A 17,773-nucleotide genomic window follows, 5' to 3' on the forward strand; every position below is an offset into this window, starting at 1 on the left:
CCAGTTCAGGCGGCCAAGATCAGGCAGGCAAGATCAGGCGGGCAGGTTCAGGCCGGCTGCACGGCGGGCTGCGGCCCGGTTTCCTTCGGCGTCGCCGGATCGGCGCCCCATTCGGACCAGCTGCCGTCGTAGAGCGAGACGTCGTCCTTGCCGATCAGGTGCAGCGCGAAGATCAGGACGTTGGCGGTCATGCCCGATCCGCACGAGCTGATCAGCGGGCGCGACAGGTCCACTCCGGCCGCGTCGAACAGCGCGCGAATCTCGTCGGGGCTTTTCCAGGTGCCGTCGGGCCGGAACAGGCTGGCATAGGGCACGTTGCGCGAGGCGGGGATGTGCCCGCTGGCCAGCGCCGGGTTGGTTTCCTTCTGTTCGCCGGTAAAGCGCCCGGCGCCGCGCGCGTCGACCACCTGTTCGCGCCGGTCCTTCAGGTTGCGCAGCACGTCGGCCTTGGAGCGGACGTGGCTTTCGTCGCTCCACACCGTGAAGTGGCGGTGCCGCAGCGTTTCTCGCCCTTGCGCGCAGGGGCGGCTCTCGGCCTTCCACTTGGCGATGCCGCCATCGAGCAGCGCGACGTTCTGCGCCCCGAACATGGTCAGCATGAACCAGGCGCGCGTGGCGCTTTTCACCGGGCTGTCATCGTAGAGCACGATGCGGCTGCCGTCGCCCAGCCCCAGGCTCTGCATCCGGCTGGCGAACTTTTCGGCCGATGGCAGGGTGTTGGGCACCGGCGCAGTGGTGTCGACCAGATTGGCCAGGTCCATGAAGACCGCGCCGGGAATATGGCAGGCTTCGTATTCCAGCGCGGGATTGCGTTTCTGCTCGGGAAGAAACGCGCTCGCGTCGACGATGCGCAAATCGCTCGCGCCAATTTCGTCCGCGAGCCACTGGGTCGAGACCAAGGGATCCATCGTGGTTGTTCCTGCCTGCATGGGTGATCCGTCTATCGCGGATTCCCCTTATACTTAGGCAGGCGGCCAAGACGCGTCGAGACTGAAAAACGAACGATTCAGAGCGTTTCGGGTATTTCGAGCGCGCGCTGCCCGATCGCGTCCCACACGCGCGGACCAAGGTCGAGCCGGAACGGCTGGAGACGGTCGGATGCCGTAGCGTTATCCTGCCCGACCAGGAACGCGGCCCGCGCCGAAACGGCGCGGTGCGCGCTGTCGCTGGCCCAGGCATCGAACCGCGCCACCGGCACGAAAAGCTGCGCCTGGCCATGGCGAATCGGCGTGACCGCGGCCAGCGGCAGGCGGAATTCGCCTTCCAGAACGGCGCTTTCGCCCGGCCCCAGCCGTTCGATGCGGCCGATCGGCGGCAGTTCCGGCCCGGCGATGCCGAGTTGTTCTTCCATCGAGCGCGAGGCGTGCGCCGCGATCATGTCGCCGCTGATCGCGATGTCGCTCAGCGCGTCCGGCCCGGCGTTGGTCGCGGTCAGGCGATAGGCAAGCGTGGTGTTGACCAGCGTCGCGCCCAGCCGCACCGCTTCAAGTGTCAGCACGAGGCCACGAGCGGCTGCGGGCGCCACGGGGGAAGGTGCGGGCGCAGGCGGCGGCGGAAGGGGCGTTGGCGCGGGGCGGGGGACCGGCATCGCTGCAACCGAAGGCGCGCTCTCCGCCTCTGCCTCCTGCACTTCCGCCGGCTCGTCCGGAGCGGCTGGCCGCCGCCGTCGCGCCCAGGCAGCCAGCGCCAGCACCGCGAGCGCCAGCGCGCCGCCGCCGATCCACCACAGCCATCCGCCGGCCGTTCTGCCGGTATCCGGCGTGCTGGCCACGGGCGCCCCGGAAGGCGCGGTTTCGGGTTCGGGCACGGCGGAGGCCGCAGCTTCGGGCAGCGGCTCCGGTGTTGCCGAAGCGGCCGGGGAGGGCGTGAGGGAGGGGGTGGGAGAAGGCGTTGCCGATCGCGTTTCCGGCGCGCGCGCCTCGGGTGGGGCGCGCCGGTCTGCTGCGGGGGATGGGGATGCGGCGGGCCTGGGCGTAGCGCGCGGTGTCGGTAGCACGATGATGGGCGGCGTTCCGGTTGGCGAGGCGACCGGCGTGGGCGGCGGCGCGCCTTCCGCCACCGGTCCGGCGGCGCGGGGCGGCGGGGTGGGCGTTGGCGTGGCGCTGGGCAACTGGTAGTCCTGCTGCGCCCGCGCGGCCGGGCCGTGCGCCAGCAGCGCCGCCACGATCGCCGGCGCCATCGCCGCCCCGGCCACCGCGCGTTTCCACCGTCTACCGCCCTTGAACCCTGCCGTCATTCGTCCCATCCGTATGGTCTTGCCGTGTGTCCGCCGCTTCGTGCGCCAGCGGAACGCAAGCGCGCCTGAATAGCGCCTTGCCCGCGCGAGGCAATCCGCCGGCTTGCCCTTGTTCGACGGCGGGTGCATGGGCTGCGGCCATAGACCTAGTTCCCAAGGAAGGCCCCATGGCTGCAAACGGACCCCTCCACCTCGGCCAGACGAGCACGCTGCCAGCCTCGCCCGAACAGGCGGTGCTGGACTATGTGCCCAACCCGCGCCCCGGCGCGCTCTATCTCGTGCGCTTCGCCGCGCCCGAGTTCACTTCGCTCTGCCCGGTCACCGGCCAGCCCGATTTCGCGCATCTGGTGATCGATTACGCCCCCGGCGAAACCATCGTGGAATCGAAGGCGCTCAAGCTGTTTCTCGGATCGTTCCGCAATCACAACGGCTTCCACGAGGATGTCACCGTCGGCATCGGCCAGCGCCTGTTCGACGAGATGCGCCCCCGCTGGCTGCGCATCGGCGGCTACTGGTATCCGCGCGGCGGCATCCCGATCGACGTGTTCTGGCAGTCCGGCGCGCCGCCGGAAGGGCTGTGGCTGCCCGACCAGGGCGTCCCCGCCTATCGCGGCCGGTAATGGGTCTTGACCCTAACCGCCGTTCGCCTGCGCCAGCATGTCCATGAAATCGCGGGCGATATCCTGGTCCGCCGGGTCCTTGAACGCGACATCGAGATCAGGCGCGTTGCCCAGGATGTGCATCAGCGCCCATATCGCGAAGCGCCGGCCCCGGTCCGTCTCCAGCCCGAACTCGACCGCCAGCCGCTCCTTCCCGCTTTCCAGCGCGGCCGGCGTCAGCGCCTCCAGCTCGGTGGTGCCGAAATAGCGGCGCATCTGGTCGTCGAAATCCATGGGTCACCTGTGAAAGGGGGTAGCATCGTCATTGCGAGGGGCGAAGCCCCGCGGCAATCCAGAGCCGCACGCGGGACTCTGGATTGCTTCACGTGCGTTCGCAATGACGAACGGATGTCATGCCCTAAAGCTCGCGCAAGGCTTGTGCCGGGCGCGTGCGGAGCAGGCTCAGCGAACCGGCCAGCGCCAGCACCAGCACCAGCGCGACCCCGGCCCCCAGCACGGCCAGAATGCGCGTCCAGCCAGGCATCCACGCGAAATCGAACAGGCGCACGATCACCAGCCAGCCAGCGCCGCAGCCCAGCGCCAGCGCGATCACGGCCAGCACCGCGCAGAGCAGCGCGTATTCGGCGAGGATCAGCGTGAGCAATTGCCGCCGGCTGGCGCCCAGCACGCGCAGGATCACGTTGTCGTACTGCCGCCTCTCGCGCGCGGCGGCGATTGCGCCGGCCAGCACCGCCATGCCGGCCAGGATGGCGACGCTCGCGGCGGCGAGGATCGCCGTGCCCATCTGCGAGAGGATGTCGCGCGCCTGGTTCAGCACGGGGCCGATCTCGACTACCGAACTCGATGGCAGCGCGCGGACGAGGCCCGACAGGATCGCACGGCGCACGCCCGCCGATTTCGCAGCGTGGGGCAGTTCGATCGTGGCGGCCAGGTTGTGCGGGGCATCGGCAATGGCGTTGGGGCTGAACACCAGCACGTAGTTGAAGCCCATGTTTTCCCAGTCGATTTGCCGGAACGAGGCGATCGTGGCGGTGCGCTCCACGCCCAGCAGGCCCACCGTGATCCGGTCGCCCAGCTTCAGGTTCAGCGCCTTGCCGAGGTCCGCGTCGACCGAGACCAGCGGTTCGCCGGCATAGTCCTTCGGCCACCACTGCCCGGCGGTGAGGGTGTTCCCCTCCGGCACTGTCTCGGCATAGGTCAGCCCCCGGTCGCCGCGCAGCGCCCAGGCGTTCTCGGGCAGGTCCTTGAGATCGGCCACGCGCACCATCCGGTCTTGCGGGCCATAGGCGACGATCGTGCCGCGCAGCGCGGGCACGGTGCGGATCGTCGCGCCGGGCGCGGCGCGGCGCACCACCGTTTCGAACCGGGCAAGGCCATCGCGCGGCACGTCGAGCACGAAGTAATCGGGCGCGCGATCGGGCACGCGCCGCGCGATATTGGCATCGAGGCTGGTTTCCACCGCCGCCAGCAGCACGAAGGCGGAAAGGCCGAAACCCAGCGCCACCACCAGCGCGCCGGTCTGCGCGCCGGGGCGGTGCAGGTTGGCCAGCGCCATGCGCGCGATCGCCCCGCGCGGACGGGGCAGCCGCGCGGCGAGCCGCGCCAGGCCCAACCCCAGCGCCGCCAGCAGCCCGAACAGCGCCGCCGCGCCGCCAAGAAAGCCCGCCGCCAGTTCCTTCTGCGGCGCGGTCGCGATCGCCAGCGTGGCGATACCGGCCAGCCCCAGCCCGACCGGCAGGCCCATCGTGCGCAGCGCCGCGCGCCACCGCGTCCGCAGCGGACTGACCCGCGCGCGCATCAGCGCCATCGCCGGGAATTCGCGCGCGCGGACCAGCGGCGGCGCGGCGAAGGTCAGCGCGATCAGCGCGCCATAGGCGGCGGCGAGCAGCAGTGCCTTCGCGTCGATCACCACCCCCGCTTCCACCGGCAGCAGGCCGGAAAGCGCGCGGCCCAGCAGCGGCGTGGTGGCCACGCCGATCAGCAGGCCCGCCGCTATGGCGATGGCCGAGGCGACGGCCATCTGCAGCAGGTAAATTCTTGCAATATCGCGGCTTTCCGCGCCGAGAATCTTGAGCGTGGCGATGCTGCCGCGTCGCGCTTCGAGATAGGAGGACACGCCGTTGCCGATGCCGATCCCGGCGATCGACAGCGCCGCCAGCGCCACCAGCACCAGGAACTGCCCCATGCGCCCGACGAAGCGGTCCAGCCCCGGCGATGCCTTGTCGCGCGTGCGCGCCTCGAACCCGGCCACGGGGAAGCGCGCGGTGAAAGCATCGGCCAGCGCTTGCGGATCGGCGGCCGCGCCACCGGCGGGCAGGCGGACGCGGTATTTCGCGCGGATCATCGATCCGGGCTGGACCAGCCCCGAAGCGGCCAGCGCCTCCGGGCTGACGATCACGGTGGGGCCAAGCGAGAACCCTTCGGAAAGCCGGTCTGGCTCGTCCGCGATCACCCCGCCGATGGTCAGCAGGGCATCGCCGATCCGCAGTTTTCCGCCGGCTGTCACGCCCAGCCGGTCGGCCACGCCGGGGGCGATCCACGCGGTCATGCCGGTGGGGGCGCCGGCCCGGCGGCCGCCTTCCAGCGTGAGCGCGCCATAGAGCGGCCAGCGCGCGTCCACCGCTTTCAGCTCCACCGGAACGGCCACGTCGTCGCCCTGCGGCAGCCGGGCCATCGCCTGCAGTCGCGTGCCGGCCGAAACCGTGCCCAGCGCGCGCATCGCCGCCATTTCGGCGTCCGACGCCCCGCGTTGCGCCAGCGTGAATTGCAGGTCGCCTCCCAGCAGCACGCGGCCCCGGCTGGTCAATTCGCGCTCGATCGCGCCGGTCAGCGTGCCGATCGCGGCCAGCGCGGCGGTGCCCAGCACCAGGCAGACGAGCAGCAGCCGCAGGCCACGAAAGCGCCAGTCGAGCCCGCGCCGGGCCAGCCGCCAGGCGGTGCCCCAGCCCATCCGGCCTGCCGTCATCGTGTTGAATCCGAAGCGATTTCGCCATCGGCGAGCCGCACCACGCGGCCGCAGCGGGCGGCCAGCGCCTCGTCGTGCGTGACCATGATCAGCGTCGCCCCGGCTTCCCGCGCGCGCTGGAACAGCAGGTCCGCCACCGCCGCGCCGGTCGCCGCGTCAAGATTGCCGGTCGGCTCGTCCGCGAACAGGATCGCCGGGCGCGGCGCCAGCGCGCGGGCGATGGCGACGCGCTGCTGCTCCCCTCCGGAAAGCTGCGCCGGATAGTGATTCAGGCGGTGGCCCAGCCCCACGGCGGCGAGTTCGGCCTCCGCCCGCGCTTCGGCCCCGGCCATGCCCGCCAGTTCCATCGGCGTTTCGACGTTTTCGCGCGCGGTCATCGTCGGCAGGAGGTGAAACGCCTGCAGGACGATGCCGATTCGCCCGCGGCGCGCGGCAGCAAGGCCGTCCTCGTCGAGCGCGGTGAAATCGGCGCCGGCCACCTCCAGCGCGCCGCCGCTGGCGCGTTCCAGCCCCGCGAGCACGGCCAGAAGCGAGCTTTTGCCCGATCCGGAGGGGCCGAGCAGCGCCAGCATCTCGCCCGCACCGACGGTGAGGTCGATGCCGCGCAGGATGTCGACGCGGCCCTCGCCGGAGCCGAGATGGAGGGTCAGGTTGCGGGCGGAGATGATCGGAGAGGTGCTTGTCACCGCGCAGGAGTGGCATAGATTGGTTGCGCTTCGCAACCTGTGCCGTCCGATCCAGAAAGCCCCCATGCGCCGTTTCCCGCTCGTTATCGCCCTTGTCCTGTCGCTGGCCGCCTGTTCGGGCGAAAAGACTGCGGATTCAGAGCCTTCTGCGTCCCCAACGACGGCGGTTTCGGCCGCGCCCGTTCCCGCCAACGCCCCGGTGATCCTGGCGTTCGGCGACAGCCTCTACGCCGGATACCAGCTCCGGCAGGACGAGAGCTATCCGGCGAAGCTGCAGGTGGCGCTCAACGCGGCGGGAACGCCGGTGAAAGTGGTGGGCGCGGGCGTCTCCGGCGATACCACGGCGGCCGGCTTGCAACGGCTGGCGTTCACGCTCGACAACCAGCCCGTAAAGCCCGCGCTGGTGCTGGTGGGGCTGGGCGGCAACGACATGCTGCGCGGGCTGCCACCGGCCGAAACCCGCGCCAATCTCGATGCGATCCTGGCCGAATTGAAGAAGCGCGGGTTGCCCGCGATGCTCACCGGAATGCTCGCCGCGCCCAACATGGGGGCGGACTACACACGGGCGTTCAACCCGATCTGGCCGGCGCTGGCGAAGAAGTACGACGTGCCGCTGGTGCCGTTCTTCCTGCAACCCGTGATCGGGAACAAGGCGTTGTTATTGAGCGATAATATCCACCCCAACGCGCAAGGAATCGATCGCATCGTGGTGGCCACGCAGGGCGATGTGGCGAAGGCGCTGAAGGCGGCGGAGGACAGGCACGGGGCCTGATCAGGCGCGCGTGGCCACGCCGTCCGCCACGCGCCACACCGCGCTGCCGCCTGCGATTTCCTCGAACGGGGCGAGTTCGGTGCCGGTCATCCACACTTGCGCGCCCGATGCCGCCAACCGCTCGAACAGTGCCGCGCGGCGCAGCGGATCGAGATGCGCGGCGATCTCGTCCAGCAGCAGCAGGCGGGGCCGTTCGCCGGCAGTGAGCTGTGCGTGGGCCAGCACAATCGCAATGAGCATGGCCTTTTGCTCGCCCGTGGAGCAGTCCGCGGCGGGCGATTGCTTGGCGGCGAGGGTCACGGCCAGGTCATCGCGGTGCGGACCGGTCAAACTGCGCCCCGCCGCACGGTCTCGGCGGCGATTGTTACGTAACAAAATGCGCAATTCTTCGCCGTCCGAAGGCGTTTCGGAGGCATATTCGAGCGCCGGACGGGCGAAAGGCTGCTCCGGCAGCACCGCGATGGCGCGCGTCAGGTCCGCCACCAGATCGCGCCGGGCCGCAGCAACTAATGCTCCGTTTTCAGCCATTTGGCTCTCGAGCGCGTCCAGCCACAGCGGATCGGGATCGTCCGGATCGGCCAGCAGGCGGTTGCGTTCGCGCAACGCCGTCTCGTAACGGCCGGCATTTCGGGCGTGTCCGGGCAGGCGCGCCAGCACCAGCCGATCGAGGAAGCGGCGCCGTCCGCCCGCGCTTTCGGCGAAGAGGCGGTCCATGGCCGGGGTCAGCCAGGTGATGGAGAGCCATTCGGCCAGCCGCGCGGCCGGCCCTTCCGCGCCATTTATCCTTACATTCCGGCGGTTTGGAGCATCCGCCGTGCTGGCCGTGCCGAGCGCGACCGCGCCATCTTCCAGTTCCGCCGCCACGGCGAAGCCTCCATCGCCGCTGCGCCCGGCCATTTCGGCGGGCTGCGCCCGGCGCAAACCGCGTCCGGGCGCCAGCAGCGAGACCGCTTCGAGCACGTTGGTCTTGCCGGCGCCATTCTCGCCGACCAAGATATTGAAATCGCGTGTTTCTTCCAGGCGCGTCGCCACGTGGTTGCGAAAATGACGCAAGGTGAGGCGGGTGAGCGACATGGCGGCGGCTTAGAACATCGTACAGGCAGGGGGGAACCGATTTCGCCGCTGGCGGGTCTGGCAGCGCGCGTTACGTGATGAAATGGCCTATTGTTACGTAACAAAATCCATTTCGTTACGTAACTAATCGCCCTTTTCGAGCAGACCGTGCTTCTTCAGGCAGTGCCGGAGCTGATCGTAGCTCAGGCCCAGCGCTTTTGCGGTCTGGCGCTGGTTGTAGCGGTGCCGTCCGAGCGCGTGTTCCAGGATCGCGCGCTCATGCGCGTCCACGGCGCCGCGAAGATCGTCAATAAAATCAAAATCTTGTGCCGTTCTTGGCGAGGCTGCCGGCGCGGGCGACGGGGCCTTCGCGATGCGCGGCAGTGACGCCGGCTTCCACGGACTTTCGAACGGATCGAACTGAATATGCGCGATCGGGGCGCCAGAATCGTCCCAGCGATAGACCGCGCGCTCGATTACGTTACGTAACTCGCGGACGTTTCCGGGCCACGCATAGTCTTCCAGCTGCCGCGCCGCGTGGGGGGCAAAGCCGGGCCAGGAATCCCAGTGCAGCTCGGCGGCCATGCGCCGTCCGAAGTAATCGGCCAGAACCGCGATATCGCCCTCGCGCACGCGCAGCGGGGGCAGGGTAATGACCTCGAAACTCAGCCGATCGAGCAAATCGGCGCGAAAACGGCCTTCTTCCGCGGCTTTTGGGAGGTCTTCGTTGGTCGCGGCGACGATTCTGACGTCCACGCGCACCGGACGCGAGGCGCCGATCCGCGTGATTTCGCCATATTCGACCGCGCGCAGCAGCCTTTCCTGCGCGCTCATCGATAAAGTCGCCAGTTCGTCGAGAAAAAGCGTGCCTTTGTCCGCTTCCTCGAAACGGCCGGCGCGGGCGCGCGTCGCGCCGGTGAAGGCACCGGCTTCGTGGCCAAAAAGTTCAGCTTCTATAAGGGTTTCTGGCAGTGCAGCACAGTTCAGGGTGATCAGCGGCTCCTGCCAGCGGGTCGACAGGCGGTGCAATCTTTCGGCGATCAGTTCCTTGCCGGTGCCGCGCTCGCCGATCACCAGCACGGGACGGCGCATGGGCGCGGCGCGGCTGGCGCGTTCGACGGCGTCAAGAAACGCGCCGGACTGGCCGATGAACTGAACTTCCCGATCCATGGCCAAGTTTTAGCATATTTCACCAAATCAAGGCAACGGATGCCATGTCATAGGTGCGGCGCGGGTGTGAAAATGGCGGATTTCCGGGATTCCCGCGGTTTGGCACGCGGCTTGCTGAAAGGTGAACAAACGCACTGGCCCGGTATCTTCGGCCACGCTTTCACGGAGAATGCAGATGTACACCGCCCGCTTCTTTTCGACCAAGCTCGGCCGCGCAGCGCTCGCCAGCATTGGCGCGATGCTGGCTCTCAACTGCTTCGCACTGACCCAGCAGATTCAGGCCGCGCCGCAGGTGCTGGCCTCCAGCGCCGCGATTACCGGCGAACTGGCGTGACCGAAGACCTGACCCCGGTACGACCGGAAGGGTCGCGCGCGTCCCGCTTCGATGCGGAGCTGGATGCGCTGCGCGCCAACACCCGTTTCCAGGACGCGAATGGCCAATCGCGTCCCATCTTCACCAACGGAGTCAACCTGATGGGCATTTTTTCGCGGACGCGCGATATTATTGCTGCCAATTTCAACGACTTGCTGGACAAGGCGGACGATCCTGCCAAGATGATCCGGATGATCATCATGGAGATGGAGGAGACGCTTGTCGAAGTGCGGGCCTCCGCCGCGCGCACCATCGCCGATCAGAAGGAGATGCAGCGGCACGTCGGGAAGCTGGAACGGCTCCAGGCCGACTGGTCGGAAAAGGCCCAGCTCGCGCTCAGCAAGGATCGCGAGGATCTGGCCCGCGCCGCCCTGGTCGAGAAGAACAAGGCGACCGACATGGCCGAACAGCTCAAGGCCGAGATCGGCGTCCTCGACGACGCGATGCGCGCCTACGAGCAGGACATCGAGAAGCTCCAGACCCGTTTGCGCGAAGCGCGCAGCCGCCAGACGGCGATCGCCGCGCGGCTGGAAAGCGCCGAGAACCGCGTCCGCCTGCGCAGCCTGCTCACCAACGAGCGCGTCGATGAGGCGCTTGCCCGGTTCGACCAGCTCGAACGCCGCGTCGACTATGCCGAAGGCCGTGCCGATGCGCTGAACCTGGCCGATGGCAAGGCGCCGAGCCTTGCGGACGAGATCGCCGCGCTGGCCGGGCAGGACAAGGTGGATGAGGAACTCGAAGCGATGAAGCGCGCGTTGGCGAAAGGCAACTGATCCATGGAAGAGGTGCTCATCCCGCTTGTTGCGATCCTGGGAATCTTCGTCGGGTTACCCTGGATCATCCTTCACTACATAACCCGCTGGAAGACCGCCGCCACGCTGACCACGGGCGACGAGGCGCTGCTGGACGAACTGTACCAGCTGGCGCGCCGCCTGGACGAGCGGATGGATACGGTGGAGCGGCTGGTAGCGTCCGACAATCCGGAATTCCGCCCCGCGCGCATTCAGCACGATCGCGAAACAGACAACCAGCAGCTGCGAGAGCTTGATCGCATGCTCGCCGAAAAGAAGGGGATGTCGAAGTGAATAGTCCACGAACCCGCTTCTACCGGGATAAGGTTAACGGGAAGTTCATGGGTGTTTGCGCAGGCATCGCGGATTACACCGGCGTGGACGTGCTGTGGGTCCGGCTGGGCTTCGTGGTGCTGACGTTCTGCGGCCTCGGTTTCCTGCCCTTCGTTTACCTGGCGCTCGGCTTCCTGTCCGAAAAGAAGCCCGGCTACCTTTACGGCGACCGGCAGGAGCAGAAGTTCTGGCAGGGTGTCCGCCAGTCGCCGGCGCGCACCGCCCGCGAAGTCCGCGCCCAGTTCCGCGATATCGACCGCCGGCTGGCCGAAGTGGAAAGCTTCTATGTCAGCAGCAATCCGCGCCTTTCGGCCGAGATCGAGAAATTGCGCTGAAATCCGGTCATTCCGGGGCAGCGTTGAGGGGAAAATGACCGATGTTCGATCCGATTTCGATACCGATCGTGGCGCTTAGCATCCCGATCGTGGCCATCGTCACGCGCCACAAGCGCCGCATGGCCGAACTGCGCATCCGTGAAGTGGAAGCGGGCGCGGTGCAGGGCGACGGCGCCACCGCGGCGCAGGTCAAGGCGCTGGAGGAGCGGGTTCGCGTGCTGGAACGCATCGTCACCGACAAGAGCTATGACGTGGCCGCGCAGATCGAGGCGCTTCGTTCCGACGGCGCCGGCATCCTGGCCGCCGAAGCCCTGGCCCGGCCGGAGTTGCGGCCATGATGCCATCGGTCTTTCTCGCCGCGCTGGGCATCGTTATCGGCCTGCCCGTCACGCTCGGCATCGTCTCGGACCTCTACAAGCGCCGCCTGGCGTTCAAGGAACGGGAAATGGAACTGCTTTCGCGCCAGACGGCGGAAAAGACCGCGCAATACATCGCGCACAACGAGCGGCTGGAACAGCGCGTGCGCGTGCTGGAGCGGCTCGTCACCGATTCCGGCACAGACCTCGCGCTGCGGATCGAGGCGTTGCGCGAAACCGAAGTCCACTGAGGTATTCAACCGCAGGTACAAGGAAATACGCCCATGAGTTTCGGGACCGCCTTGGTCGCCACCGTCGCCATCATCATGTTTGCCCGGATGTGGATGCATCGCCACGGCTATGATCATCGCGCGCGTGACGGCGAAGAGTTTCGCGCCGGCCCGCCCGCCGATGCCGCCTATACCGCCGAACTGGAGCGCGAGGTGGAAACCCTGCGCAAGCGGCTGGAAGTGGTGGAGCGGATCGTGACCGACGCCAGCACCAGCCAGGCGCACGATACGCGCCGTCTGGCCAGCGAGATCGAGGCGCTGCGCGACCGCTGAGGCGCCCGCCCTACCGGAGAACCAAGATGCCGGACACGACTCTGTTCACCGATCCCACCCTGATCGCAGCCGCCGCGCTGGTGGGCCTTGTCATTGTCGCCGCCGCGCTGCTGCGCGCCTGGAACGGCTGGCTGGCGTTCAAGCGGCTGGAGCTGCAGCATCGCCACGGCGAGATTCCGGCGGTCGGCCTGATCGAAGTGGCCGATCTCAAGGAGCGCATCCGCAAGCTGGAAGCAATCGCAAGCGGGGTGGACCTGTAACGGTCCTGCGCCTATCCCGGCGCGCAAGACGGACCGTGGACGGCAAGACAGTTGATGCGCAGCCTTGAAGACATTCTGGAAGAATACGAGTTTCTCGATGGCGACGAACGCTATCGCCTGCTGATCGAACTGGGGCGCGAACTGGAGCCGATGCCCGACGCGCTCAAGACCGACGCCACGCTGGTGCGCGGCTGCTCGGCCAGCGTCTGGGTCTATCCCATCGAGAATGAAGGGGCCGGAAAGCTGCATTTCCTGGCGGATAGCAACGCGGCGATCACCAAGGGCATCGTTGCGCTGGTGCTGGCCGCGGTGCAGGACCAGCCGGCGCAGGACGTCGCCGGGACCGACATCGCCGGCAGGCTGGCGCCATTCGACCTGAAGAACCAGCTTTCCTCCAACCGGACGCAGGGCGTGCCCAACATGATCGCGCTGGTGCGCGAACACGCCGCGCGGATCGCGGCCGGATAGCGCCGTGCTGGGCCGGCATCTCTGGACGGGGGCCGGCCTTGCCTTCGTCGCGATCGGGGCGGTGGGAGCATTCCTGCCGCTGCTGCCGACCGTGCCGTTCCTGCTGCTGGCCGCGTTCTGCTTCGCCAAGGGCAATCCGGCGTGGGAACAGCGCCTGCTCGATCACCCGAAATACGGCCCCGCGCTGCGCCAGTGGCGTGAACGCCGCGCCATTTCGCGCCGGGCCAAGCAGGCGGCGCTGCTTGCCATGGCGATTAGCGTGGGCATCACAGCGTTGACCGCCGGCTGGCCCTGGGTGCTGATCCCGGCGGCAGTCATGGCGATTTCGGGCACCTGGATATGGACGCGCGCGGAATGAAAGTGGTTTCCCTGCATCGCTACCCGGTCAAGTCGATGGGCGGAGAGGCCATGACGCGGGCCATGGTCACGTCGCGCGGGCTGGAAGGCGACCGGCGCTGGATGATGGTGCGCGAGGACGGCCGCTTCCTTACCCGCCGCGAATTGCCGGCGATGGCGCTGGTTTCGGCACAGCCGACCGAGCACGGGCTGCGCCTGCGCCATCGCGCGCCCGGCGTCGATGCCGCAAGCGAACTGGACGTGCCGGTGCCGCTGTCGGGCGCTCCCGAACGGCCGGTGCGCGTGTGGGGAGACGAGGTGATCGGCCAGGATGCCGGCCCCGCCGCCGCAGCATGGCTGTCCGCGCTGTTCGGGCGTCCGGTGCGGCTGGTCCACATGGCCGAGCAAACGGTGCGCCCGGTCCACCCGGATTATGGCGCGGCGGGCGACCGGGTCAGCTTCGCCGATGGCTTTCCGCTGCTGGTCACCACGGTCGAATCGCTCGCGGCGCTCAACGCGCGGCTCGATGCGCCGCTGGACATGGGCCGCTTCCGGCCGAACATCGTGCTGGAAGGCGCGGGTGCGGCCTTTGCCGAGGACGGCTGGCAGCGCCTGCGCATCGGCGGCCTGACGCTGCGCGTGGTCAAGCCCTGCACGCGCTGCGTCATCACCACGCAGGACGTGGAGACCGGCGAAAGCACCGGCCCCGAACCGCTGCGCACGCTGAAGGCGATGGGCCGCGTCTGGCAGAAGATGCCGGTCTTCGGCCATAATGCCATTCCCGATGGCCCCGGCGCGATCGCGGTCGGGGACACGGTGGACGTGCTTTAGGCGAAGACGTCCGCCTGGTTGGGATTCTTGGGATCGGGGCCGAAGCGGTTGGGGCCGCGCGTGCCTTCGATGCACATGAAGACCAGCACGATCAAACCGCCGACGTAAGGCACGAAGGCCAGCAGCACGAACCAGCCGGACTTGTCCTGATCGTGAAAGCGACGGACCTGCACGGCTATCGATGGGATAAAGCTGCCGAGTACGAATAACCCCAGAAGCAGCGCGCCCAGCCAGAACAGTGGCCCGCGCGAGGGTGTTCCATCGGGCGAAAAGCTGAAGCCGCCAGCCATCATGAGTGAAAAAACGACTGCGTAGACGATGGCCGTGAACAGGATAAACATCCAGTATTCCTTGCGCCGCGAACGGCCGGAAAAATCGGCATAGCGCCGGTACGGCATCAACATCCATTCCATCGGACAATCCCCTGCTTCGGCCGCTCTGACAAGCTGGCGGCGTGTAATGCGGAGGAAGGCACGATTTTCTGCGGTCCGCAAGAAAAAGGGAGGCCGCAGCCTCCCTTTCCTCCTCCGCTTCGGCGCGATTGTGGAGCGGTCTTTCAGAACCGGTAGCGCACCGTGCCGCCCCAGGTGCGCGGCTGGTTGACGTAGCCCGAGATCGAGCCTGGCTGCGCCACCGAATCGAAGATGTTGAGCAGCCAGCGGTGGTTGAGGATGTTGCGGCCCCAGACCGAGAACTCGATGCCGTTGTGCATCGCCCAGGTGAGCGAGCCGTTGAGTTCGCTGACCTCGCGCGTGAACGGCTGCGCCGCCGCGATCGCCGCGTCGGTGCCCCCCGAAAGGAAGCCGGGCAGGCCTTCCTGGATCTGCACTTGCGCTTCGTAATGGAAATCGCCGCGCAGGATCAGGTGATCGTCGTTGGGGAAGGCGTGGTCGATCTGCGCGCCCCAGGTGGCCGAGATCGAGGGGATGCCCGCCGGCCGCGTGCCCGAAAGATCGCCCACCGCCGAAAGGCCGAAGCTGTCGTACTTGGGATCGAGGTAGGTCACCGCCATCGACAGCTGCACGCCCCGCGCCGGGCGCGCGGTGCCTTCGAACTCGAAGCCCTGCACCGTCTCCTTGCCGGCGTTCGACAGGTAGAAGCCGGTGCCGGTGAAGATGTTGGACTGGAAACCCTTGATCGACTGGCGGAAGGCGGCGACGTTCATCGTCACCAGCCCCCAGTTGGCCTTGAGCCCCAATTCCAGCACCGTCGAGCTTTCCGGCCCGGCGAAGCGGCTGCCGTAGGTCTGGTTGACCTGAGTCAGCCCGGCGGCGGCCAGCGCCACCGCGTCGGAGGCGGCGGGCCGGCTATCGCGCGAAAGGTTGATCGAACTGGCTTTGAAGCCGGTGGCGAAGCTGGCGTAGAAGTTGATCCGCCGCGTCAGATCGTAGGCGATCCGCGCGGTATAGGTGAACTTGCTGTCGCTGGTGCGGCCAGGCTCCACCCCGTTGGGCACGCCCAGGAACGGGGGCAGGAACTGAAGGCTCTTGAGCGCGAGCAGCGGGTTGCCGACCAGTCCGGGATTGCCGCTGGCCGCCGCCTGCGCGGGCGTGATGTTGGCATTGGCCGCGCCGAAGGCGGCCGCCTGCGTGCGCAGCGCGCCGAAAACGCCGGGCTGGGCCGTGGCGAAGCCCTGGATCTGGGCGGCATTGGCCGCCGCGCCAAGGCCCAGCGCGGTGCCCACCGCCGTGGCGAGGTACTGCTGTGTCAGCCCGGTCTGGCCGATGCCCGCCAGCGAAAGGCCCGAGAACACGTCGCTCGACGAAACCTGCGCGGAGAAATTCTTGGTATCGCGGGTGAAGTTGATGCCGCCGGTGATGGTCAGGCGATCGTGCACCTTGAAATCGGCCTGCGCGAAGATCGAGAACGCCTCGTTCTTCAGGCGATAGCGTTCGTCCAGCCCCTGCCCTGCGCCGAAGAACCGGCCGGCGTAGTTCTGGCCGGTCAGCCCGCTGATCGTCGCTTCGAGGGAGGACGCGTTGAGCGCGCCGCCGGTGCCCGAGCGGATCAGCAGATCGGCATAGGGGCGATACTGCGAGCCATAGGCGACGCGGTTGGACTGGTCGATCTTCTCGTTGAAATAGAACCCGCCCAGCATGAAGTTCAGCGGACCTTCGATATTGGTCGCGATGCGGAATTCCTGGGTGAAGGTCTTGATCCGCAGGTCCTGCGAATTCTCGCCGAGGAGATCGGCGCTGGTGAAGTCCGAATCCTGGTTGGTCAGCGCGTCCGTGCGGCGATAGGCGGTGATCGAGGTGAAGGTCAGCGGGCCGAGGTCATAGTCGGCCTGCGCCGAAAGGCCCCAGTTGCGGATGTCGTTGGACGAATCGAAATTGCTGTAGGTCACGTCGGCATAGCGGTCCGCCGCGTTGTTGACCTTGCCGCCCAGCGCGCGGATCGCCGTGGTGGCGGCCGAAGGCTGGAGATTGATCGCGGCGCAGCAGTTCTCGTTGATGCGGCTGTAATCGCCGATGATCCGCACGCGCAGGGCGGGGCTCGCTTCCCACAGCGTCTGCCCGCGCACGAACCAGCGGTTGCGGTCGTTCACGGTGTGTCCGGTGCCCAGATCGTGGATGTAGCCATCGCGCTTGTTGTAGCCGCCGGCCAGGCTGACCGCGACGTTATCGGCCACCGGGCCGGTGACCACGCCCTTGAGCACCACGGCATCGTAATTGCCGTAGGTTGCCTCCAGATTGCCGCCGAACTTGAACTGCGGCGCCTGCGTGACCACCGAGACGACGCCCGCCGAAGCGTTCTTGCCGAAAAGCGTGGATTGCGGGCCGCGCAGCACCTCGATCCGCTGCACATCGGGAAAATCGCCGATCTGCGCGGCCGAGCGCGAGCGATAGACGCCATCGACGAAAACGCCGACCGACGGTTCGATCCCGGCGTTGTTGGCGCCGTTGCCGAAGCCGCGGATGATGAAGTTGGTATTGGCCGAGCTTTGCTGCTGGTTGACGCGCAGCGAGGGCACCACGCTGGCGAGATCCTTGAGATCGCGGATCTGCGCGCGCTCGAGCGTCTGCGCGCTGGTGACCGTGACGGCGACGGGCACGTCCTGCAGCGTCTGTTCGCGCTTGGTCGCGGTGACGACGATCTCGTTGCCCTGCGTGGTGTCTTCTCCACGATCGGTGGCGGGCTTCGCCTCTTCCTCGGGCGCGGGCAGGGCTTCTTCCCCGTCGGCGGCGGGGGCGGCGGCCTGTTCCGGCATCGCCTGGGTTTGCGCGAAAGCGACGGCGGGCACCGTCACCGTGAAACCGCAGACCCCCACGAGCAGGCCCGCGCGGGCGAGTTCGGCAAATTTCATGTAGCAACCAATCCTGTAGCTGAGCTGGTAACGGGAGAAGGCGCGGTGGAGGCCCGTGGCCGAAGCCGGAACCGGATGGCGGTAAAAACGCCCCGGAACAAAGCCTTCCGTCCATTCCGACGGGAAATCGACACCCCTCATCCCTTCTGGGAAGGACCAATATGAGCCTGAACGGCGCGAGACAATCGGCATTTTCATGTTTTTCCCGCCCCGCTACGGCTCTTGCCGGGCCTGTGGCACACCGGTAACAACTGGGGTGACCGGGGGCGCGAAGCGGGGCTGCGGGCCGGCCCGATGCCAGACTGTCCTTGCCGCAAC

The 17,773-nt window shown here is 67.7% G+C and carries 22 protein-coding genes; 13 read left to right on the forward strand and 9 right to left on the reverse strand.

Annotation, left to right across the window (positions count from 1 at the left end):
• Positions 1-47: 47 nt before the first annotated feature.
• Together sseA and F1640_RS12360 are read right to left on the reverse strand one after the other, a co-directional pair.
• Positions 48-908: a 3-mercaptopyruvate sulfurtransferase gene (sseA, locus tag F1640_RS12355; protein WP_194919435.1), complete on the reverse strand. Its 861-nt coding sequence runs from the start codon at positions 906-908 to the stop codon at positions 48-50.
• 98 nt (positions 909-1,006) lie between these two features.
• On the reverse strand, positions 1,007-2,236 hold the full coding sequence (locus F1640_RS12360) for a hypothetical protein (RefSeq protein ID WP_194919437.1): 1,230 nt from the start codon (positions 2,234-2,236) through the stop codon (positions 1,007-1,009).
• Positions 2,237-2,403: 167 nt separating this feature from the next.
• Here F1640_RS12360 and queF point away from each other — a divergent pair, with 167 nt between their 5' ends.
• Positions 2,404-2,856 (forward strand): preQ(1) synthase, encoded by a 453-nt coding sequence (queF, locus tag F1640_RS12365; protein ID WP_136955846.1) that lies wholly within the window; start codon positions 2,404-2,406, stop codon positions 2,854-2,856.
• 12 nt (positions 2,857-2,868) lie between these two features.
• Here the strand turns inward: queF and F1640_RS12370 are convergent, their stop codons facing one another.
• The 3 genes from F1640_RS12370 to F1640_RS12380 form a co-directional block, all read right to left on the reverse strand.
• Entirely contained in the window at positions 2,869-3,129 is a 261-nt protein-coding gene (locus F1640_RS12370; protein WP_194919439.1) for a hypothetical protein, read from the reverse strand.
• 124 nt (positions 3,130-3,253) lie between these two features.
• Positions 3,254-5,821: an ABC transporter permease gene (locus F1640_RS12375; RefSeq protein WP_194919440.1), complete on the reverse strand. Its 2,568-nt coding sequence runs from the start codon at positions 5,819-5,821 to the stop codon at positions 3,254-3,256.
• Positions 5,818-6,507 carry an ATP-binding cassette domain-containing protein gene (locus F1640_RS12380; protein ID WP_309229253.1) on the reverse strand — a complete coding sequence of 230 codons (690 nt, stop codon included), beginning with the start codon at positions 6,505-6,507 and terminating at the stop codon, positions 5,818-5,820. The genes F1640_RS12375 and F1640_RS12380 overlap by 4 nt, the downstream gene beginning before the upstream one ends.
• A 64-nt stretch (positions 6,508-6,571) precedes the next feature.
• Between F1640_RS12380 and F1640_RS12385 the strand changes: the two genes are divergently transcribed.
• Positions 6,572-7,279 carry a GDSL-type esterase/lipase family protein gene (locus F1640_RS12385; protein ID WP_194919445.1) on the forward strand — a complete coding sequence of 236 codons (708 nt, stop codon included), beginning with the start codon at positions 6,572-6,574 and terminating at the stop codon, positions 7,277-7,279.
• Here the strand turns inward: F1640_RS12385 and recF are convergent, their stop codons facing one another.
• Positions 7,280-8,353 (reverse strand): DNA replication/repair protein RecF, encoded by a 1,074-nt coding sequence (recF, locus tag F1640_RS12390; RefSeq protein ID WP_124809982.1) that lies wholly within the window; start codon positions 8,351-8,353, stop codon positions 7,280-7,282. It abuts the gene before it with no gap.
• Between the two features lie 123 nt (positions 8,354-8,476).
• Positions 8,477-9,502 (reverse strand): phage shock protein operon transcriptional activator, encoded by a 1,026-nt coding sequence (gene pspF, locus F1640_RS12395; RefSeq protein WP_194919447.1) that lies wholly within the window; start codon positions 9,500-9,502, stop codon positions 8,477-8,479.
• A 175-nt stretch (positions 9,503-9,677) separates the two neighbouring features.
• On the opposite strand from pspF, the gene F1640_RS12400 reads away from it, so the two are divergent.
• Genes F1640_RS12400 through F1640_RS12450 form a run of 11 tightly spaced genes read left to right on the forward strand, consistent with a single transcriptional unit; the run spans position 9,678 to position 14,148 of the window.
• Complete coding sequence (locus F1640_RS12400) at positions 9,678-9,836, forward strand: hypothetical protein (RefSeq protein ID WP_168196034.1); 159 nt, start codon at positions 9,678-9,680, stop codon at positions 9,834-9,836.
• Positions 9,833-10,648 carry a phage shock protein PspA gene (pspA, locus tag F1640_RS12405; protein ID WP_233497479.1) on the forward strand — a complete coding sequence of 272 codons (816 nt, stop codon included), beginning with the start codon at positions 9,833-9,835 and terminating at the stop codon, positions 10,646-10,648. The genes F1640_RS12400 and pspA overlap by 4 nt, the downstream gene beginning before the upstream one ends.
• Positions 10,649-10,651: 3 nt before the next feature.
• Positions 10,652-10,960 (forward strand): envelope stress response membrane protein PspB, encoded by a 309-nt coding sequence (gene pspB, locus F1640_RS12410; protein WP_124809981.1) that lies wholly within the window; start codon positions 10,652-10,654, stop codon positions 10,958-10,960.
• Positions 10,957-11,334, forward strand: coding sequence for an envelope stress response membrane protein PspC (gene pspC, locus F1640_RS12415; RefSeq protein WP_124809980.1), 378 nt, complete (start codon positions 10,957-10,959; stop codon positions 11,332-11,334). Before pspB ends, pspC begins: the two co-directional genes overlap by 4 nt.
• 41 nt (positions 11,335-11,375) lie before the next feature.
• A complete protein-coding gene (locus F1640_RS12420; protein WP_124809979.1) occupies positions 11,376-11,672 on the forward strand; it encodes a hypothetical protein in 297 nt (98 codons plus the stop codon).
• Positions 11,669-11,941 (forward strand): hypothetical protein, encoded by a 273-nt coding sequence (locus tag F1640_RS12425; RefSeq protein WP_190287275.1) that lies wholly within the window; start codon positions 11,669-11,671, stop codon positions 11,939-11,941. Before F1640_RS12420 ends, F1640_RS12425 begins: the two co-directional genes overlap by 4 nt.
• Positions 11,942-11,974: 33 nt before the next feature.
• On the forward strand, positions 11,975-12,253 hold the full coding sequence (locus F1640_RS12430; RefSeq protein WP_194919449.1) for a hypothetical protein: 279 nt from the start codon (positions 11,975-11,977) through the stop codon (positions 12,251-12,253).
• Positions 12,254-12,279: 26 nt separating this feature from the next.
• Positions 12,280-12,513: a hypothetical protein gene (locus F1640_RS12435; RefSeq protein ID WP_124809978.1), complete on the forward strand. Its 234-nt coding sequence runs from the start codon at positions 12,280-12,282 to the stop codon at positions 12,511-12,513.
• A gap of 54 nt (positions 12,514-12,567) precedes the next feature.
• Entirely contained in the window at positions 12,568-12,981 is a 414-nt protein-coding gene (locus tag F1640_RS12440; protein ID WP_194919451.1) for a SufE family protein, read from the forward strand.
• A 7-nt stretch (positions 12,982-12,988) separates the two neighbouring features.
• Entirely contained in the window at positions 12,989-13,339 is a 351-nt protein-coding gene (locus tag F1640_RS12445; protein WP_194921411.1) for a YbaN family protein, read from the forward strand.
• Positions 13,336-14,148, forward strand: coding sequence for an MOSC domain-containing protein (locus tag F1640_RS12450; protein WP_194919453.1), 813 nt, complete (start codon positions 13,336-13,338; stop codon positions 14,146-14,148). Before F1640_RS12445 ends, F1640_RS12450 begins: the two co-directional genes overlap by 4 nt.
• Here F1640_RS12450 and F1640_RS12455 read toward each other — a convergent pair.
• The gene (locus F1640_RS12455; protein WP_309229254.1) at positions 14,145-14,642 is read right to left on the reverse strand and encodes a DUF805 domain-containing protein; all 498 of its coding nucleotides are present in this window, start codon (positions 14,640-14,642) and stop codon (positions 14,145-14,147) included. The two genes, F1640_RS12450 and F1640_RS12455, sit on opposite strands and share 4 nt — an antisense overlap.
• A gap of 62 nt (positions 14,643-14,704) precedes the next feature.
• Positions 14,705-17,455, reverse strand: coding sequence for a TonB-dependent receptor (locus tag F1640_RS12460; RefSeq protein ID WP_255530356.1), 2,751 nt, complete (start codon positions 17,453-17,455; stop codon positions 14,705-14,707).
• Positions 17,456-17,773: the final 318 nt, after the last annotated feature.

It is taken from the genome of Novosphingobium sp. NBM11 (assembly GCF_015390225.1).
Taxonomy (GTDB): domain Bacteria; phylum Pseudomonadota; class Alphaproteobacteria; order Sphingomonadales; family Sphingomonadaceae; genus Novosphingobium.

What these genes read in the sequence shown, in the direction of transcription:
- sseA (WP_194919435.1), bottom strand. Translation starts at nt 908, where the DNA reads ATGGATCCCTTGGTCTCGACCCAGTGGCTCGCGGACGAAATTGGCGCG.
- F1640_RS12360 (WP_194919437.1), bottom strand. Translation starts at nt 2,236, where the DNA reads ATGACGGCAGGGTTCAAGGGCGGTAGACGGTGGAAACGCGCGGTGGCC.
- queF (WP_136955846.1), top strand. Translation starts at nt 2,404, where the DNA reads ATGGCTGCAAACGGACCCCTCCACCTCGGCCAGACGAGCACGCTGCCA.
- F1640_RS12370 (WP_194919439.1), bottom strand. Translation starts at nt 3,129, where the DNA reads ATGGATTTCGACGACCAGATGCGCCGCTATTTCGGCACCACCGAGCTG.
- F1640_RS12375 (WP_194919440.1), bottom strand. Translation starts at nt 5,821, where the DNA reads ATGACGGCAGGCCGGATGGGCTGGGGCACCGCCTGGCGGCTGGCCCGG.
- F1640_RS12385 (WP_194919445.1), top strand. Translation starts at nt 6,572, where the DNA reads ATGCGCCGTTTCCCGCTCGTTATCGCCCTTGTCCTGTCGCTGGCCGCC.
- recF (WP_124809982.1), bottom strand. Translation starts at nt 8,353, where the DNA reads ATGTCGCTCACCCGCCTCACCTTGCGTCATTTTCGCAACCACGTGGCG.
- pspF (WP_194919447.1), bottom strand. Translation starts at nt 9,502, where the DNA reads ATGGATCGGGAAGTTCAGTTCATCGGCCAGTCCGGCGCGTTTCTTGAC.
- F1640_RS12400 (WP_168196034.1), top strand. Translation starts at nt 9,678, where the DNA reads ATGTACACCGCCCGCTTCTTTTCGACCAAGCTCGGCCGCGCAGCGCTC.
- pspB (WP_124809981.1), top strand. Translation starts at nt 10,652, where the DNA reads ATGGAAGAGGTGCTCATCCCGCTTGTTGCGATCCTGGGAATCTTCGTC.
- F1640_RS12420 (WP_124809979.1), top strand. Translation starts at nt 11,376, where the DNA reads ATGTTCGATCCGATTTCGATACCGATCGTGGCGCTTAGCATCCCGATC.
- F1640_RS12425 (WP_190287275.1), top strand. Translation starts at nt 11,669, where the DNA reads ATGATGCCATCGGTCTTTCTCGCCGCGCTGGGCATCGTTATCGGCCTG.
- F1640_RS12430 (WP_194919449.1), top strand. Translation starts at nt 11,975, where the DNA reads ATGAGTTTCGGGACCGCCTTGGTCGCCACCGTCGCCATCATCATGTTT.
- F1640_RS12435 (WP_124809978.1), top strand. Translation starts at nt 12,280, where the DNA reads ATGCCGGACACGACTCTGTTCACCGATCCCACCCTGATCGCAGCCGCC.
- F1640_RS12440 (WP_194919451.1), top strand. Translation starts at nt 12,568, where the DNA reads ATGCGCAGCCTTGAAGACATTCTGGAAGAATACGAGTTTCTCGATGGC.
- F1640_RS12450 (WP_194919453.1), top strand. Translation starts at nt 13,336, where the DNA reads ATGAAAGTGGTTTCCCTGCATCGCTACCCGGTCAAGTCGATGGGCGGA.
- F1640_RS12460 (WP_255530356.1), bottom strand. Translation starts at nt 17,455, where the DNA reads ATGAAATTTGCCGAACTCGCCCGCGCGGGCCTGCTCGTGGGGGTCTGC.